Genomic DNA, 16,608 nt, shown 5'->3' with positions numbered 1-16,608 from the left:
CGGTCAGGACCTGCCGGGCAGGGTGCTGTCGTCGCGGGCGTCCATGTACATGTCGGACGTGATCTTCCAGCCGTCCGGCTGCCGTACGAGCACCTTCAGGGAGAAGTTTCGCCGCACGGGCATGGTCGACCCGTCGGCGCGCTGCTGTCCCTCGCGTTCGAGACAGGTCTTCACCACCGCCACGTCCGCCGACGGCCGGCGCAGCTCGACCTGCGGCGGCCCGAGCGGGCGACCCGCAGCGAAATGCGGGTCGGCGAACAGGTCTGCCAGGTAGGCCGCGATCTGCGCGCCGCCGGTGCGGCTGGTCCCGAAGGCGTTCGTCCAGTCGGCGTCTGCGGTGTACAGCTCGGCGACGCCGTCGGCGGACAGGCTCGCGAACGCCTGCGCCAGGCGCGTGAGCACCGCGCCGATCGCCTCCTCGTCCCGCGCGCTGCCCGCGACCCCGCCCATGCCCGCAGCATACGACCCGTCACCGCCCCGGAACTGCGGAAACGCGCACCCGACCGAGACCGTCCAACTAAGATCAAGACGGGGGGTACGGGAGGAGTGCCGTGACCGCGACACAGCACCAGCCGCTGCGGCGGCGTGAGCAGGACGGCTGGGCGATCATCGAGAACGAGCCCGCCACGGCCCGGCGCCGGGTGCTCATGTTGCCGGGCCTGTTCTGCACCGCCGAGTTCTATTCCGCCATGCTCGCCGATCCGGCGCTGGCCGATGCCGGTGTGCTCGCCATGGCCGCAGACCCGCCCGGATTCGCGGGCCGCCCCGTGCCGTCCGGGTTCGACTACACGATCGAACGCTACGCCGAGCTGGTCGAAGAGTTCGCCGCCCGTGAGGCCGTCGACGTGATCGTCGGACACTCGTACTTCGCCAACGTCGGCATCGAGATCGCCGCGCGAGGCGACTACCCGGGCCGCCTGCTGCTGCTGTCGCCGTCCTTCTCCCGTGATGACGAGGAGCACGACCTCATCGCCCTCGACGAGGCCGGCCACGTCCCGGTGGTCGGCACGCTGGTCTGGCTCGGCATCAACCCGACCCTGAAGAAGGGCATGCGCGACCGGCTGCCCTCGGACCGCTTCAACGAGCTGTTCGCACAGATGAAACGCAACCCGCACGCCGCCAACCGGCGGCTGGTCGCCGGCTTTTTCGACAACCTGCGCCGGCACGGCGACCTCGCCTCGCGGCTGGCCGGCACGGGCAACACGGTGTGGGTCGGCCGCGGCGACCGCGACGAGGTCGGCTTCACCGCGCAGGAACAGGCCGCCATCGCCGCGGCCCCGCACGTGACGCTCAAGACCATCCCCGGCGCGGCCCACTTCTCCATCACCGACACCCCGCACGAGGTCGTCGAACTCGTCCTCGCGCTGCTGGCAGAAAACCCGGCCGGCACGAGTCCGTGAACATGGGACGGTCGGCACTGCCGGAGTGACCAACGGCCTGCCTAACGTGCGCCGCATGTCAATGCAATGGTTGTCGCGCTTCGGCGCGGTCTGCGGCGTCATCCTCGCCCTGTCCCTCGGCGTGCCGGGTGTGGTGGAGGCGTTCACCGGGGAGACCACGGTGACCAGCTTCGTCGCCGGGCTCGGCGCGGCCTTCGGAGCTCCCGCGCTGTACGCCTACCAGCTGCGCCAGGCGGACGCGGCGGGCCGGTTCGGCGCGGTCGCGTTCGCCGTCAACGTCATCGGGCTCGGACTGTTCACGGGGGTCGGCTTCGCGCTGAACCTGGTCCTGTTCTTCCTGGACGAGGCGACCGTGTCGGCGGTGCTCGACGGGCCGACCCGGTGGGCGGTGCTGGGCAGCGGGATGGTCTTCATCGCGGGCAGCGTCCTGTTCGGAGTGTCCATGTTGCGGGCCGCAGTGCTGCCCCGGGTCGCTGCGGTGGGCTACATCGTCTCGCTGGTCATGCTCGCCGCGCTCGCCCCGCTGCCGGACTCGTTGCTCAGCAGTGCCGCGCACGTCGCGGCCGCGGCTTCACTGGTCTGGCTGTCGGCCGCCGCCTGGGCCGTACCCTCGACCCGTGAACCCTGACCGTTCCGTCCGGTGGGTGTCGCCGGTGCTGTACACGGCGGTCCTGGCCGCCGGGCTGCACGCCTGGCTGGTCGGCATCGGCGACACCCGGCTGCCGCTGTTCCTCGGCGGCATGGCCGCGCTGTTCGCCCTGGAGTTCGTGCGGCACGACCTGATCGCCCTGCTCGGCCGCATCGCGCTGATCGCCGCCGTCGTCTTCGCAGACGGATCGGGCCTGTCCCGCGTGCTGCTGGCCCTGCTGCCGTTCACCGCGTACTTCGCCTTCGGCCGGACGGCCGGCATCGCGCTCGGCGCTGCCTGCCTGGCCGGGGTCGCCACAGTCCTGCAGCTGCGCAGCCCTGGCTGGACGTCCGACAGCGAGCAGGTGTCGGACCTGCTCATGCTGGCCCTGGCCATCGCTTTGGCCATCGCGATGGCGGCGGTGGCGGTGGAGGAGCGCCGGGGTCGCGAACGCATCGCGGAGCTGTCCGCGGCGGCCGAGCGGCAGCGGCTCGCGCGCGACCTGCACGACGACCTGGGCCATCATCTGACCGCCGTCATCGTGCTGCTGGAGAAGGCCGAGGCGTTCCGCGAGCGCGACCCGCAGGCCGCGCAGCGCGCCCTGGCCGACGCGAGCAGCTCGGCCCGGCGTGCGCTGACCGAGGTGCGCACCTCGGTGCGCTCGTGGGACTTCCACCTCGGCACGGCGCTGCGCGAGCTGTGCACCGACACGGTCGTGCTCAGGTTCGCCGGGGACGAGAGCCGCTACTCCGAGCCGGTGCTGCGCTCGCTGTTCCACGCCGCGCAGGAGGCGATCACCAACGCCCGGCGGCACGCCGGGGACGGGGTCGTCGAGGTGTACGCCGACCTGGGTCCGGAGCGGGCGCTGCTGACGGTCACCGACACCGGGCCCGGTTTCACCGCGGACCGCGAGGGGTTCGGGCTGCGCGGCATGCGCCGGCGCGTCCGCGGCGTCGGGGGCCAGGTCGAGGTGCGCAGCGAAGCCTCGTCGGGCACCCGGATCGAAGTGACGGTGCCGCTGTGACGACACGCGTGGTGGTGGTCGACGACCAGCGGCTCATCCGGGAGGGGATCGCGTCGCTGCTCGGCATCCAGGACGGTGTCGAGGTCGTCGGGACGGCGGCCGACGGCCACGAGGCGGTCGAGGTCGCCCTGCGCACCGGCCCCGACGTGGTGCTGATGGACGTGCGCATGCCGGGCATGGACGGTGTGGCGGCGGTGGCGGTGCTGTCGGCGAAACTGCCCGCGTGCCGGGTGGTCATGCTGACCACCTTCGACGACCAGGACTACGTGGTGCGGGCGCTGCAGGCGGGCGCGGCCGGATACCTGCTCAAGGACCTGCCGTCCCGGGAGCTGGCCGCCGCGGTGAAGCTGGCCCACGCGGGGGTGCTCCCGCTGGACCCGGCGGTCGTGGCGCGCCTGACCGCCGCCGTCCCGCGGCGCACCCCTGCCGTCGCGTTGAGCGTCCGGGAGACCGAGATCCTGCGGTTGGTCGCCCAGGGGATGACCAACCGCGAGATCGGCCGCGAGCTGCACCTGAGCGAGGGCACCGTGAAGAACCACATGTCGCGTATCCTCGACCGCCTCGGCCTGCGCGACCGGACCCAGGCCGCCGTCTACGCCCGCGACCACGGACTGACGTCCTGAACCGACCCGGGCCGTCGACCCGCGTTTTCCGGCTGCGCCGGGGTGAGGGGCGCGGTAGCTTGGCGCGGTGACCGACGACCTGGACGAAGTACGCGCCCTGCTGCCCGGTGTGACAGTGTCCCCGGTGGACGCCCTGGGTGGCAGCAGCCGTTCCGCGGTCCGCCGGGCACTGATCACGCGACCGGGCGAGCCGCCGACGACCGTGATCGTGAAGACCTTCCTCCATCCGGAGAGCTGGGCGCGCGAGTCGGCCGCCCTCGCGGTGCTGCCCCCGGGCACGCCGGCGCCGCGGCTGCTCGCCGCCGGGCCGGTCCCGCCCGTCATCGTCATGTCGGACCTCGGCACCGGCACGAACGTGGCTGACGCCCTGCTCGGCATGGACCCGTCGGCCGCCGAGTCCGCCGTGTACGCCTGGGCCGACGCGATCGCCGCCGTGCACCGGACGACAGCGGGATTGCGTGAGGCCTTCCGCGCCGAGCTGGACGCCCGTGCCCAGCCGGGTTCCGCGCCGATGACCTCGGTCGCGGCCCAACTCGACCAGAACATCACCGGCCTGCGGGAGGCGTGCGGGCCGCTCGGTGTCGCCGTGCCGCAGTCCCTGGCCGACGCGTTCCGAGCCGAGGCGGCCCGGCTCGACGACGATGCCGTGTCGGCGCTGTCGCCGAGCGACGCCTGCCCGGACAACAACGTGCTCACCGGCGACGGGCTCGCACTGATCGACTTCGAGCACGCCGAGTGGCGGCACATCGCCTGGGACGTGGCCTACCTGCGGGTGCCGTGGCCGTCGTGCTGGTGCTCCTGGCGGCTGCCGGACGACGTGGCCGACCGGGCGGTGGCCCGCTACCGCGACGCGATGGCCGCCCACCTGCCGTACGTGAGCACGCCGGAGTTCGACCGCGACCTCGCCTCGGCCACGGTCCTGTGGGCGGCGCTGTACTCGTCGTGGTTCCTGCCGCAGACCCTCGCCGCGGACCCGGCCGCCGCGAAGGGGCTGGACTCGCCTCGGCGGCGCGCGCTGCTGCTGCACCGCCTCGACCTCGCTCGCCGCACCTCGGCGCTGCCGGAGATCGCCGCGTTCGCCGGCGAGCTGCGGGAGGCGCTGGTGGGCAGGTGGGGCGAGGTGCCGTTGGCGCTCGCCCGGGCCTTCCGCGGTTGACGGGTCCCGGCTATTCGAGGTTCTCCCGGGAGATCGGCGGGCCGATCCGGAGGTCGCGGAACGTGGCCTCCAGGCCCGCGCGCTCCGGCGAGCAGCACATGACACCGACGTCGACGGTCTCCGGCAGGTCGAGGTAGCCGAGGCGGGCCAGCCGCCACGTGCCGTCGGGGCTGCGGAAGTGCACGGTCAGGGCCTCGCCGAAGCGGGTCACCCGCATCGCCATCTCACCGCGGTGACCGGGCACCGGCACCATCGACACGTCGGAGAACTCGCGGGTGTACACCGTGCTGACGTGCACGGTGCCGGAGGTGACCTCCAGGCCGGTCTTCAGCCAGTTGCCCGCGTCGGCCCGGACCATCATGCCGGCCTGGTCGAACAGCGTCGTGTGCGTGGCGGACACGACGACCTCGGCGGTGAAGTCGCCCGTCACCGGCCGGTGGTAGAAGTGCCCGTTGTCGGTGACCCAGCCGTAGAACGTCCTGCGCCAGAAGTCCGTTCTCGACTCGGTGACGGCGCGCAGCACGTCGCCTTCCTGCGACCATTCACCCGGCTCGTTCAGCCAGGACATCCCCGTCAGCACAGCGCAGATGGTAACTCAACGCCAGTCACCAGGGGCTGTGCTACTCCGGTCGGCTCAGCGGATACCACTACGTGCACGAGGCCGCGCAGGATCCGCTCATCGCGCGGCTGCTACGGCGCTACACGGACGACGAAGCCACCCCGACACTGCACCTGGTGCCACCTCGCGACAAGCCCGGCGGCTCCTGCACAGCAGGGAAATCTCGCCGGGTGGTCACACCCGGCGCGTCGTCGATCGCTGCGGCCACGCGGCGATCGTAGCGTCGTGGAGCTGGCCGTGCGGTCCACGCGATACGGCCGGCAGCCCTGGAATCCAGCCAGCTCGGGCAGGGTCGGCGGCGAGCCGTCGCGCGACGGTCCAGGCGTCGGCGTACGCCGTGGCGTAGTGGTTGCGGACCATCTCACCCGGCGTGGTTGTTGTCCAGGTTGATGTTGCCCTGCCAAGCGCGCGGCCGGTTCGGGAAGTGCCAGCTCAGCAGGAACTCGAAGTCCCTGCCCTCGCCGGGGGCGAGCCGGTGTGCGATGCCCAGCGAGCCGACCCGCAGCCTGGTGAACCAGTCCGGGTACGGCGGTTCGTCGATGCTGAACCTGGTCTCGGGCGTCAGCCGCCCCGTGGAGCACAGCTCGTCCCAGAACACCTGCACGCCGTCCTGCCAGAACCCGGACAGCCACTGCGGCTTCGCCGTTGTGTCCGGGTCGGCGGTGGCCGGCACCGCGGTGCCGTGCCGGGTGTCGTCGTCCGGCAGGTCGCTGCCGAACCGGATGCCGCGCAGTCCGTCCTCGTCGGCTCACGCGTTCGACGGCTGCCCGGCGTACTTCGGGAAGTGGTGCACGCCGAGCTCCCGGACGGCGTTTTCAGGTTGTACGGGCATGACGGGGCACATCTCCGTCCAGGGGGCGACGGGTCAGCTGGGTGAGTTCAGCGCTCGGCGCGTAGCCGCTCGCGGGCGGCGAGGGCGTGCACGGTCGGCGCGGTCGCCGGATACAGGTCGAGGTAGAGCGCGTACAGCTCGTCGTAGTCGGCGCGGGCCGACAGCTGCGGCGTACGCGTGTCGACGATCGGATTCCACCGGTCGATGTCGGGCTCGCCGATCGCGCCCGCGGCCAGGAACGCCGCCCCGAACGCGGCCCCGATCGTCTTGGCGGGGATGGCCTGCGGCAGACCGGTCACATCGGACACGATCTGGGTCCACAGGCTGCCCTGCGCACCGCCGCCGACCGCCACGATCCGCTCCACCTGCCCGCCGGCCTGCTCGATCGCGGCCACGTTGTGCCGCACACCGAACGCCGTCGCCTCCAGCGCCGCCCGGTACAGGTCGCCGCGGGTGTGCGCGACGGTGAGCCCGGCCAGCACCCCGCGCGCGTCGGGATCGGCGACAGGGGTCCGCTCCCCGGCGAAGTACGGCAGCATGAGCAGCCCGTGCGCGCCCGGCCCGGCGGCCTCGGCCAGCGCCAGCAGCTCCGGGTAGCCGGGCGAGCCGAACAGCTCGCGCAGCCAGCCCGTGATCGCGCCCGAGGTGGCCATGCCCCCGGCGAGGTTGCGGGTGCCGGGCAGCGCGCCGACCGTGCCCCACAGCGTCGGCGAGGTCAGCGGCTTGTCCACGGTGTTGATGAGGAACATCGTGGTGCCGTACATCAGCATCAGGTCGCCGACCCGGTGCGCGCCGACGCTGATCGCCTCCGACCAGGCGTCGATCGTGCCCGCGATCACCGGCGTGCCGGCGGCGAGCCCGGTCTCGGCCGCGGCCTGCGCCGACACGTCGCCGACGACGTCGCCGGGCCACACCAGCGGCGGCAGTTGCGCCCCGGCGGCGACCTCGGCCGCCCACGGGCCGTGCCAGCCCTGCGCGACCGCGTCGTACATCGGGGTGCACTGGCTGGCCGAGTGGTGGTCGAGGTAGTAGGCGCCGGTCAGCTTCCAGCCGAGCCAGGTGCTGGGCTGGAACAGCCGCCAGTCCCCGGCGACGGCCCGCGGCTCGTGCTCGGCCAGCCAGGCCAGCTTCGGCCCGACCGCCTGCGTGCTCAGCGCCGAGCCGCACCGCTCGCGGATCACGTCGGTCCCGCCGAGCCGGTCGGTCAGGCGCCCGATCTGCGCGGTGGCGCGGGAATCGATTCCATACAGGACCGCGGGACGGCGCGGCTCGCCCGCCAGGTCCGTGACCAGCACGCACGGGCCCATGCCGCTCACGCCCACCGACCGCACCAACGCAGGTTCGGGCGCGCCGGGCGCGGCCAGCAGCTCGCGGATGATGCCGGCGGCCTCGTCCCACCAGACGTGGGCGTCCATCTCGACGTGACCGGGCGCGGGCCGGAGCACCTCGTGCTCACGGGTGGCGGTGGCGACGATCGTGCCGTCGAGCGCGACGAGCACGCCCTTGCTGCTCGACGTCCCGATGTCGACGCCGAGGACACAGGCTTGCCGCAACATGCCCGTACCTTGTCAGAAATCGATTTCACGATCAAGCACCGACACCGGCGCGGCGTTGCCCGGTGGGCTCAGTTGACGGGGGTCAGCTGGTTGCGCAGGGCGATGGTGCGGGCCGGCTGGTCGTCGCCGGTGATGCGTTCCAGCAGCAGTTTCGCCGCGGTGGTGCCCAGGTGCCGGGCGGGCATGTGCACCACCGTGATCGGGATCGGCACCAGCGGCAGGAAGGGCAGGTCGCCGAAGACCGCCATGCCGGTGGCCGGAGGCAGTTTGCTGTGCTCGGACAGCACTCGCAGGGCACCGACGCTCATCAGGTCGTTCGCGACGAACACCGCGTCGGGCGGCTCGGGCAGCGCCAGCAGTTCACTCATGGCCGCCGCGCCGCCCTCGGCGCGGAAGTCGGCGTATCGCAGGTAGCGCTCGTCGACCGGCCGCGCGGCGGTGACCGCGTCGCGCCAGCCGTCGGCGCGTTGCGTGGCGGTCTCGACGTCGCTCGGGCCGGTGATGCAGGCGATGCGCTGGAATCCCTGCTCGACCAGGGCCTGCGTGGCGGCCCGGCCGCCGGCCCGGTGGTCGACGATGACCGCGTCCACGTCCACGCCGTGCGGGCTGCGGTCGACCGCCACGACCGGGCACTTGCGGGCGATCAGGCCGCTGAGGTCGCTGTTGCCGCCGGCCGCCGCGATGATCACACCGGCCATGTTCGCGCTCAGCGCGACGTCGAGGTAGCGCAGCTCGGTGTCGTGGTCCTCGTCGGTGTTGCACAGCACCACCGAGTATCCGGCGGCGCGGGCCACGTCCTCGACGCCGCGGGCCAGCGCGGTGAAGAACGGGTTCTCGATGTCCGGGATGACCAGCGCGATCACCTCGGAGCTCTGCAACCGCAGGGTGCGCGCGGTGCGGCTCGGGGTGAACGCGAGCGCCTTGGCCGCCTTGCGCACCGCCTCGGCCTTCTCGGGGGACACGTTGGCGCCGTTGAAAACGCGCGAGACGGTGGCGGGGGAGACACCGGCCGCGGCGGCGACCTCGTAGATCGTCGGCATCGTTTCCTCATCGATCGGCCGGCCGTCCCGCCGGTGGAGCTGTGGGGCGTGTGGGCTGGGGCGTCGGCGACCCGTTGACACGGTTGCCGCCTCACCCTACCGGACCGCAGTGAAATCGATTGCACACGCGGTGCCTCCGCGGTGCCGCCGAACCTGTTCCGCATCGTCGACATCTGGATCCGCTCGACGACTTCTCCCTCACCCGCGTCTGATCCCGGGATCGGCGGGCCTAGCGCAGGGCCCGCCGATCAACCGTCCAGCCTGAAAACGACGTGGCGGACCGACAGGCCGGTGCCCTCGTCCACGTACGGGTCGCCCGCGACCCGCGCCCCGCAGGCGAGGTAGAAGCCGACGGCGGACTCGCGGGCGTCAGCCCACATCACGTGTTCACCCTGGGTGCGGGCCCGGTCGGCGACCGCGGCCAGCAGCCGCCGCCCACAACCACGGCGCTGGTACGCGCAGTCGACCGCCATCGCCCAGAAATAGCGCGCCGGGACCCCGGGTTCGTCGGGACACGGCCACGTCACATGCGATACCGCGCCGATCACGGCCGCGCCGTCGACCAGCGCCAGATGCTCCGCGCCGTCGTCGATCCGGATCGCGGGCGACGCCCAGGCGAGCACCTCGGACCGCAGCCGGTGGGTCTGCTCGGGAGCCGCCTCGACCAGATCCATCCGGCAACCATAGCGGCGACGCGTACCCTCCGCTGATGGCTATCGCTGACGAGACCGGCTGGGAGCGGCTGTTCCACGCGCTCGGGCCGGCCGGCGACCTTCCGGCGATCCTCACCGCGCTGTGCGGCTCGGACTCCGACGCCGCCGGTGAGGCTTTCGCCGCGCTGTGGCCACGGGTGTTCGCCGGCGGCCGCCTCACCCCCGCGACGCCCAAGGCCGTACGCCATCTGGTGTCGGTGCTCCACGACCCGGCCCTCGGCGCAGGCGACCATACGATCCGGCCCGGTGTCCTGTTCCTGCTGCGCGAGATCGCGCGGGTGACGGCAGACGCGGAGGAGGTCAGGCATCACGCCGCTGTCGACGGCAATGTCCAGGACTGGCTCGCCGGCCACCTGGCACACCCCAGCCCACCTGCCGTGCACGAATGGTCGGACGGCGACGGTCCCGGAAGGGTGCTGCTGCACAACGCGGTCGTGGACTCCTTCGGCCTGCTGCCGCAGGTCTTCGCGGCGGTGTGGCCGATTCCGGCCGCCTGGCCCGCGCGAACCCGGGTGATGGCCGCAGCCGCGACGGCGATGCTGGTCCGGCACCCTGAACTCGCGGACCGCCGATCCGAGGTGATCGCCTATCACCAGGAGACCGCACGGCACACCGCCGATCGCCACGACTGTGCCGGCCTGGTCCTCGGCCTGGGAGAGCTCGGCGTCGCGCCACGGGACTGGCTCGACGACCCGCGACTGGCGGTTCGCACCTGTGCCGCCCTCGCGCCGGCGCTGGCCGACGACGCCGAGGCGACCGAGGTGCTGATTCGAGCCGCGGAACATCCACGCGCGTTCGACCACTCGTTCACCGAGCCGTTCGTGGCACCGGCGTACCGCGTGATGTGCCCGCCCCAGTTGCAGGAAGGGCCGCACCGGGTGCTGATCCGGACTGTCTGCGAGCGGGTCGGCGACTTCGGGCGGTTGTTCCACGCGGCCCTGGCAGCGGCCGACCTGCGCGGCTTCGACTCGTTCGCGGTCGAGTCCGGGCCCCACGACGACGGATACCGCTTCGTCTTCGAACTCGACCCCGATTGGCTGCCGCGGGGCGCGCGCCTGCCCGCCTGAGTCACCGGGGGTCGGCGTCACTGCGGCGGGTCCTCCCCGGTGAGCCCGTCGACGGCCTCGCGGAGCAGGTCGGCGTGGCCGACGTGGCGGGCGTACTCGTCGTGCAGGTCCACGACGATGCGGCGCAGGTTCGGCGACGTGCCGTCGGCCGCCGCCGTGTACTTCGCCGGCTGGTCGAGCCCTCCGTCGGCCAGGGCCTTGCCCAGCGCCGCCCGCGAGCGGTCCACCGCCCCCTGCCACAGCCGGTAGAGCTCGGCGGGCTTGTCGTCGGCCGCGCTGCGCCAGATCCATCCCGGGTCGGCGGCCTCGGGCACGTTCAACGGCGGGCCGGGCGCCTCGCCGGTGAAGTCGATCGTGTACCGCTCCTCGACCGCCGCCATGTGTTTGAGCAGGCCGGCGAGGGTCAGCGTGGACGGCGGCTGGGCACGGTTCAGGCCTGCCGCGTCCAGCCCGCCGCACTTCCAGGCGAACGTGGCGCGCGAGCGGTCGAGGGCGAACAGCAGCATCTCGACCTCGCCGGCCGTCATGGAAGGCTCGTTGATCGTGGTGTCCAGGACGATGTCGTCGGTCATGGGAGGCAGGCTAGATTCGGTTCCGGACGTTTCGCGTCCGGAACCGCAGCGCAGGAAGGACAGCCGGTGACCCCCGAGGCGAGCCCCACCGCACGGGCGCTGATGGCGCTGGAACTCCTCCAGGCCAGCCCCGGCATCACCGCCGACCGGCTCGCCGACAAGCTGGGCGTGTCCGAGCGGGCCGCCCGGCGCTACGTCGGCGTGCTGCGCGAGGCGGGCATCCCGATCGAGTCGGTGCGCGGCCCGTACGGCGGCTACCGGGTGGGTCGCGGCCTGCGGCTGCCGCCGCTGGTGTTCAGCGCGGCGGAGGCGCTCGGCCTGGTCATGGCGGTCCTCGACGGCCACCACGACGCCGGGGACCCGACCAGCGCCGTCGGCAGCGCGCTCGGCAAGATCGTGCGGGCGCTGCCGGAGCCGGTCGCCGCCCAGGCCGAGGCGGTCCGCCGGGCGACCGCGCCCGCGCCCGACCGCGGCGCCGCCCGGCCCGACCCGCAGACCACCACGGAACTCGTACGCGCCTGCTCCGAGCAGCGGCGCGTGCGGCTGCGCTACCGGTCCGAGGCCGGTGTGGAGCGCGACCTCGACGTCGACCCGTGGGCGGTCGTCGTACGCCACAGCCGCTGGTACCTGCTGTGCTGGTCGCACACCTCCGACGGCCGCCGCGCCTACCGCATCGACCGGGTGCGTGGCCTCGAACTGCTCGCCGAGGACTTCGTCCCACCGGCCGACCTCGACCCGGTCGCCACGCTGGAGGAACACCTCGCGGTCGGCTGGGACTACGCCGTCGAGGTGATCATCGAAGCGCCGCTGGACACCGCTGCCCGGCACGTGTCACGCAACCTCGGCCGCCTCGAACCGGTCGACGCCGGCACCTGCCGCCTGACCGGCACGACCAGCAACCCCTGGTGGTACGCCGAACAGCTCACCGCCCTGCCGGCCCCGTTCCGGATCCTGGGCGGCCCGGAAGTCCGCCACACCGCGCAGGTGCTCGGCCGGCGGCTGCTCGCCGCGGTCGAGGACGCGCCGAGCGGCGATCCCGAGTCAGGTCGGCGTTCGTGACGGGCTTGCGATCGGAGGTCGCCATTGCGCCGCCACCCATGCATCCATTTGGTAATCCCGTCGCGCACGTATGTGCGTGTTCCTTAAGGAAGCACTCCTGGGCGGGGCGGCGGGGGTGCTCTTACCAGCCGTACCAGCGGTACCGGCGCAGGTCAGGGGTGATACGGAATCTTGGCTGGTACGGCTTGAGTCGCACCAGCGGCGGTGGCAGTAGCGGCCCGGAGAGGCTGTCGTCGTGTTGGTACTGGGCGTTCGTCCGGTGTCGGTACGTTGATGTGTCTGTATAGGTTGCGCTGGTGGGTGGGCGGCGGGTCAAGCGCGCGGTGATCGCTGTCGTGGTGGGTGTGGCCATGGCGGTGGTTACGTGGTCGTTGGTGGCTGATGGCAAACCGCCGCTTGCGGTGGTGACAGGGGTCGCGGCGGCGTTGGTCACTGCGTTCCTGCCGGGGCTTGTGGACGCGGCCCGCGGGCGGAATGGCGCCATAGAACCGCCGGCGGTGGTTGGCCCACCCCCGAAGGCTCCGCAGGTGGTTGGTCTGTTGCCGCGGGAGGCGGCGCATTTTCAGCCGCGGACCGTCGAGATGACCCGGTTGCGTGCTGCGGTGGCGGGGCCGGGTCGGGTGGCGTTGGTAGCGCTACCAGGTGCGCGTGGTGCGGGTAAGACGCAGTTGGCTGCGGCGTACGCGCGTGAGTGCATCTCGGCTGGGTTCGATCTGGTTGCCTGGCTGAACGCGGAGTCAGGTCCGGTGTCGGGCTTGGCTGACGTGGCCAGGGCGCGTGGTCTGGGGCCAACCGATAGCGCGCCGGAGGTGCTGGCGGGGGCGGCGTTGCGGTGGCTGGAGGCCGATGAGCAAGCATGGCGGCTGGTGGTTCTCGACAACGTCGACGACCCGGATGAGCTACGCAACTGGTTGCCGTCGCGTGGCGGGGCGAAGGTTCTGGTGACGACGAACCGGGCCGAGTTCACGCAGATGGACGGTGTGAACGCGGTCGAGGTCGGCATGTTCACCGAGTTGGAGGGTCGGCGGTTCCTACACGAGATGACTGGTCTGCCTGACGGTGAGGATGCGCGGGCGGTGGGTGCCGAGCTGGGTTGGTTGCCACTGGGATTGGCGCAGGCAGGTGCGTACATCGCGCGGGGCAGACACAGCTACCGGCAGTATTTGGAGCTGCTGGAGCGGCAGCCGTTGGACGAGACGATGCGGCAGCGGGCGGGAGCGCAGCACGCGGGGGTGCTGGCGGCTACAGCGCTGAGCATGGCCGTGGTGGCAGAGGCTGACTGGTCAGGTGATGCGGTGCGGCTGCTATCGGTGCTGTCAGTGCTGTCACCAGATGGAGTGAGCCGGCGGCTGCTGGAGCAGGGTGCGACGGGGTTGGGATTGGCTGGCGGGGTGCTGCCAGCGTTGAATGTGCTGTCGGGCTGGTCGCTGGTGGTGCTGAGCGGTCCGGTCGACGCGCAGGACCGAGTGTTAGTAGCGGTGCACCGATTGACCGCCCGGATCGTTCGCCTATACGGAGAGCAGCCACGCGCGGTGGTGCCAACCGCGGCGGCGGCGGATGCCGCGGTCAAGACCGTGGAAGTTTTGTCGGCGGGTCTGCCGCTGATGCAGGTGGCGTTGCGGCGGGCTGATGTCGAGGAGTTGGCCGGGCATGTGAAAGCGGTGCGTGCTGGCATCCCGGTCGAGCCGTCCGAGCAGTTGCTGGCCCAGGTCGACTGGGCGGGCCGAGCGCTCGTGACCGCAGGCGATCTTTCACACGCGACCTCACTGCTGGAGACGAACCTGGTCGACCGGGTGCGAGTGCTTGGTAGCGAGCATCCCGACACGCTGATCTCCCGCAGCAACCTCGCCTTCGCCTACCGGCTAGCGGGGAGGGCGGGTGAGGCGATCACTCTAGACGAGCAGGTATTGAGCGTCCGGGTGCGGGTGCTGGGCAACGAGCATCCAAACACGCTGCTCTCGCGAAACAATCTCGCCGCCGCCTACCAGTCGGCAGGGCGGATCGGTGAGGCAATCACCCTGTACGAGCAGACGTTGGCCGACCGAGTGCGGGTGCTGGGCAGCGAGCATCCCAACACGCTGACCTCCCGCAACAACCTCGCCTCCGCTTACCAGTCGGCAGGGCGGATCGGTGAGGCAATCACCCTTATCGATCATACACTAGTCGACCAGGTGCGGGTGCTGGGCAACGAGCACCCCGACACAATGACCTCACGCAACAACCTCGCCTACGCCTACCAGTCGGCAGGGCGGATCGGTGAGGCGATCTCCCTGTACGAGCAGACGTTGGCCGACCGGGTGCGCCTATTGGGCAGCGACCACCCCTCCACGCTGGCCTCCTGTAACAACCTTGCAGCCGCCTACCTGGCGGCGGGACGGGTTGGTGAGGCGATCGCCCTGCATGAGCGGACGTTAGCCGACTGTGTGCGTGTGCTGGGTGGCGATCATCCCGACACATTGGCCTCCAGTAACAACCTCGCCTACGCCTACCAGTCGGCGGGGCAGGTTCGTAAGGCGATCCCCCTGTACGAGCAGACGTTGGCCGACCGGGTGCGGGTGCTGGGCAGCGACCACCCATCCACGCTGATCTCCCGCAACAACCTCGCCCACGCCTACCGGGCGGCCGGACGCAAGAAGGAAGCGACACGCCTGTTGCGCGGGAGCAAACCTGAGTGACGTGACCCAGGTCAGCGACGAATTGCATACATGAGAACATATGTGCGTACGGCTAAAGAATGCAAGGGCTCAGCCGAGCGTTCGCGCTGGTCAGGCGGCATCCACGGGCGGCTGCGAATTCCGCTCGCTTCGCCGCTGAGTCTGAACACGACACCAGGCGTTCAGGCCCATCTTTGCGATCGTGAAGAAGACGATTGCTACTGGTGGGGCAACGGCGGCTGCCGAGACTGGCAGTACATGTGCGAGAAAGGCAGAAACGCACGCCACGGCGCTGGCCTGCCCGACCCCTAAGGACTTGGTCAGCTCGGCGCGTTCGTCCACGTATTTAGACTCCGCGCACAGCAGGTCGTGGACTTCGTCCCAGAACCTTTCGATGTACTCGCTGCGGCCGGGGCCTGCTCCGAACGGAAGGGTCGTGCTGTCATACGTTGCGGAAAGCCACTGCTGGGCCAAGTCGTCCTCGGGAACCCCCGAGCTGACCAATTCGTCAAGGACCCGAAGCTGATAGCCTGGCAAGCTCTTCGTCCAATCGTCATAGCTACCGACGATTAGGGAAGACAAGCTGCTCATTAGATCATCTCCTGAAGGTATTCAGCTGACACGGCATGTGTGGTCTGATGTTGGGTCGATATATCAGATCCCAAGAATTTGATCTGGTAGCGGCTGTTTGGGGTATATGCACCAAGGAGAACCGCTGCCACACGCCCGGATCTGGGATCGATAATCGGAGACCCTGATTGCCCGGGGCGTGAGGTTGAGTTAATAACGAGATATTTGCTCTTGATTGCGGAATTCTCCATGCGAACCCTTGCACCTACAGTCGAGTCGAATCGAGTTAGCACGAATCTGTGTGTATCTGCATGTGGGAAACCGGCCGTCACAAATCGCTCACCAGGCAGAAGATCATCGCTGCTACCAAGGACGTATGCGTCGATTCTCCCCTCCCTAATTCGAAGAGTGCACAGGTCTCGAAACGGGTTGACCTCCGCGACGTCTGCATCCATATATTCAATAGGTCCAGGGCTAAGATCCTGATAATCACCGGGATTGTCAGCCCTTGCCTTGACAAGGACGATATTTGAGCGATCACCTCCGATTACGTGGTTGGCGGTCGCAAAGATATTTGGCCCAACAGAGAAGCAAGTTCCAAGAATGGACGGACCGTCTGGACTCATTCTCCCAACCGCGAAAATGTGGCCTACTTTCGGAGGCATCAATCACCCTTTCGTCGCGTGCAGACGGGATGGACAGTAGGCGGTCACCCTGGCCTCTGGCGTGACGACACACCGAAAACATCTTTAGAGTCCTTCCGCGATTCGCTCATATCGGCACTAAATGACATTATCGGGCGGACTAGTGCAACCAGTCGCTTGGGGAAGTCCTGGCCCTACGGAGAATGGGTGCCCCATAACCCCGAGTTCTGCTTGTGACCCTGCGCCGCCGGCGGTGCGGCTCAAGCCGTACCGCTCAAGATCCCGTACCGCCCCCGACCTGCATTGGTACGACTGGTACGGGTACCCCCGGCAGGCCAGGACATGAGTGCTTCCTTAGGCCACATCTCATTTGGTGAGGTGGTTGTAGCAGGTCAGGGTGCAGGCGATGTCGGCAAATGCGAGGAAGTGTTCAGGGGTTCGCTCGTAGCGC

The 16,608-nt window shown here is 70.3% G+C and carries 17 protein-coding genes and 1 pseudogene; 9 read left to right on the top strand and 9 right to left on the bottom strand.

Annotated elements, in window-relative coordinates:
* Positions 1-3: 3 nt before the first annotated feature.
* Positions 4-450, bottom strand: a complete 447-nt coding sequence (locus tag AB0B35_RS06725) for an SgcJ/EcaC family oxidoreductase (RefSeq protein ID WP_361041637.1) — start codon at positions 448-450, stop codon at positions 4-6.
* Positions 451-551: 101 nt separating this feature from the next.
* Between AB0B35_RS06725 and AB0B35_RS06720 the strand changes: the two genes are divergently transcribed.
* The 5 genes from AB0B35_RS06720 (at position 552) to AB0B35_RS06700 (ending at position 4,831) form a co-directional block, all read left to right on the top strand.
* On the top strand, positions 552-1,400 hold the full coding sequence (locus AB0B35_RS06720) for an alpha/beta hydrolase (protein WP_361041635.1): 849 nt from the start codon (positions 552-554) through the stop codon (positions 1,398-1,400).
* Between the two features lie 55 nt (positions 1,401-1,455).
* Entirely contained in the window at positions 1,456-2,028 is a 573-nt protein-coding gene (locus tag AB0B35_RS06715) for a hypothetical protein (protein WP_361041633.1), read from the top strand.
* Positions 2,018-3,052: a histidine kinase gene (locus AB0B35_RS06710; RefSeq protein ID WP_361041631.1), complete on the top strand. Its 1,035-nt coding sequence runs from the start codon at positions 2,018-2,020 to the stop codon at positions 3,050-3,052. Before AB0B35_RS06715 ends, AB0B35_RS06710 begins: the two co-directional genes overlap by 11 nt.
* Positions 3,049-3,675: a response regulator transcription factor gene (locus tag AB0B35_RS06705; protein WP_361041628.1), complete on the top strand. Its 627-nt coding sequence runs from the start codon at positions 3,049-3,051 to the stop codon at positions 3,673-3,675. Before AB0B35_RS06710 ends, AB0B35_RS06705 begins: the two co-directional genes overlap by 4 nt.
* Positions 3,676-3,742: 67 nt before the next feature.
* Positions 3,743-4,831, top strand: a complete 1,089-nt coding sequence (locus tag AB0B35_RS06700; RefSeq protein WP_361041626.1) for a phosphotransferase — start codon at positions 3,743-3,745, stop codon at positions 4,829-4,831.
* A gap of 10 nt (positions 4,832-4,841) precedes the next feature.
* On the opposite strand, the gene AB0B35_RS06695 is transcribed toward AB0B35_RS06700, so the two are convergent.
* Entirely contained in the window at positions 4,842-5,411 is a 570-nt protein-coding gene (locus AB0B35_RS06695; RefSeq protein WP_361041623.1) for a DUF1349 domain-containing protein, read from the bottom strand.
* 26 nt (positions 5,412-5,437) lie between these two features.
* On the opposite strand from AB0B35_RS06695, the pseudogene AB0B35_RS06690 reads away from it, so the two are divergent.
* Positions 5,438-5,671 (top strand): annotated as a pseudogene (locus AB0B35_RS06690) (hypothetical protein); the annotation flags it as partial.
* 140 nt (positions 5,672-5,811) lie between these two features.
* Here AB0B35_RS06690 and AB0B35_RS06685 read toward each other — a convergent pair.
* From AB0B35_RS06685 to AB0B35_RS06670, 4 genes are all read right to left on the bottom strand, one after another.
* Positions 5,812-6,174: a GH116 family glycosyl-hydrolase gene (locus AB0B35_RS06685; protein ID WP_361042163.1), complete on the bottom strand. Its 363-nt coding sequence runs from the start codon at positions 6,172-6,174 to the stop codon at positions 5,812-5,814.
* A gap of 155 nt (positions 6,175-6,329) precedes the next feature.
* Positions 6,330-7,838, bottom strand: coding sequence for an FGGY-family carbohydrate kinase (locus AB0B35_RS06680; RefSeq protein WP_361041620.1), 1,509 nt, complete (start codon positions 7,836-7,838; stop codon positions 6,330-6,332).
* Positions 7,839-7,906: 68 nt separating this feature from the next.
* A complete protein-coding gene (locus AB0B35_RS06675) occupies positions 7,907-8,878 on the bottom strand; it encodes a LacI family DNA-binding transcriptional regulator (protein WP_361041617.1) in 972 nt (323 codons plus the stop codon).
* A 248-nt stretch (positions 8,879-9,126) separates the two neighbouring features.
* Positions 9,127-9,552: a GNAT family N-acetyltransferase gene (locus tag AB0B35_RS06670; protein WP_361041615.1), complete on the bottom strand. Its 426-nt coding sequence runs from the start codon at positions 9,550-9,552 to the stop codon at positions 9,127-9,129.
* 35 nt (positions 9,553-9,587) lie between these two features.
* Between AB0B35_RS06670 and AB0B35_RS06665 the strand changes: the two genes are divergently transcribed.
* Positions 9,588-10,658: a hypothetical protein gene (locus AB0B35_RS06665; protein ID WP_361041612.1), complete on the top strand. Its 1,071-nt coding sequence runs from the start codon at positions 9,588-9,590 to the stop codon at positions 10,656-10,658.
* Positions 10,659-10,675: 17 nt separating this feature from the next.
* Here AB0B35_RS06665 and AB0B35_RS06660 read toward each other — a convergent pair whose 3' ends face one another.
* The gene (locus AB0B35_RS06660) at positions 10,676-11,230 is read right to left on the bottom strand and encodes a DUF664 domain-containing protein (RefSeq protein ID WP_361041609.1); all 555 of its coding nucleotides are present in this window, start codon (positions 11,228-11,230) and stop codon (positions 10,676-10,678) included.
* 66 nt (positions 11,231-11,296) lie between these two features.
* Here AB0B35_RS06660 and AB0B35_RS06655 point away from each other — a divergent pair, with 66 nt between their 5' ends.
* Entirely contained in the window at positions 11,297-12,289 is a 993-nt protein-coding gene (locus tag AB0B35_RS06655) for a WYL domain-containing protein (protein WP_361041606.1), read from the top strand.
* 296 nt (positions 12,290-12,585) lie between these two features.
* Complete coding sequence (locus tag AB0B35_RS06650; protein WP_361041603.1) at positions 12,586-14,964, top strand: tetratricopeptide repeat protein; 2,379 nt, start codon at positions 12,586-12,588, stop codon at positions 14,962-14,964.
* Between the two features lie 90 nt (positions 14,965-15,054).
* Here the strand turns inward: AB0B35_RS06650 and AB0B35_RS06645 are convergent, their stop codons facing one another.
* Positions 15,055-15,534 (bottom strand): hypothetical protein, encoded by a 480-nt coding sequence (locus tag AB0B35_RS06645; RefSeq protein WP_361041600.1) that lies wholly within the window; start codon positions 15,532-15,534, stop codon positions 15,055-15,057.
* Positions 15,534-16,139, bottom strand: coding sequence for a serine protease (locus AB0B35_RS06640; protein ID WP_361041597.1), 606 nt, complete (start codon positions 16,137-16,139; stop codon positions 15,534-15,536). Before AB0B35_RS06640 ends, AB0B35_RS06645 begins: the two co-directional genes overlap by 1 nt.
* Positions 16,140-16,608: the final 469 nt, after the last annotated feature.

The sequence above is a fragment of the Catellatospora sp. NPDC049133 genome (assembly GCF_040648455.1).
GTDB classification, from domain to species: domain Bacteria; phylum Actinomycetota; class Actinomycetes; order Mycobacteriales; family Micromonosporaceae; genus Catellatospora; species Catellatospora aurea.
This window is presented reverse-complemented; position numbering and strand designations above follow the sequence as displayed.

Coding starts and splice junctions, on each gene's coding strand:
- AB0B35_RS06725 (WP_361041637.1), bottom strand. CDS start 450: ATGGGCGGGGTCGCGGGCAGCGCGCGGGACGAGGAGGCGATCGGCGCG.
- AB0B35_RS06715 (WP_361041633.1), top strand. CDS start 1,456: ATGTCAATGCAATGGTTGTCGCGCTTCGGCGCGGTCTGCGGCGTCATC.
- AB0B35_RS06680 (WP_361041620.1), bottom strand. CDS start 7,838: ATGTTGCGGCAAGCCTGTGTCCTCGGCGTCGACATCGGGACGTCGAGC.
- AB0B35_RS06675 (WP_361041617.1), bottom strand. CDS start 8,878: ATGCCGACGATCTACGAGGTCGCCGCCGCGGCCGGTGTCTCCCCCGCC.
- AB0B35_RS06670 (WP_361041615.1), bottom strand. CDS start 9,552: ATGGATCTGGTCGAGGCGGCTCCCGAGCAGACCCACCGGCTGCGGTCC.
- AB0B35_RS06665 (WP_361041612.1), top strand. CDS start 9,588: ATGGCTATCGCTGACGAGACCGGCTGGGAGCGGCTGTTCCACGCGCTC.
- AB0B35_RS06660 (WP_361041609.1), bottom strand. CDS start 11,230: ATGACCGACGACATCGTCCTGGACACCACGATCAACGAGCCTTCCATG.
- AB0B35_RS06645 (WP_361041600.1), bottom strand. CDS start 15,534: ATGAGCAGCTTGTCTTCCCTAATCGTCGGTAGCTATGACGATTGGACG.
- AB0B35_RS06640 (WP_361041597.1), bottom strand. CDS start 16,139: ATGAGTCCAGACGGTCCGTCCATTCTTGGAACTTGCTTCTCTGTTGGG.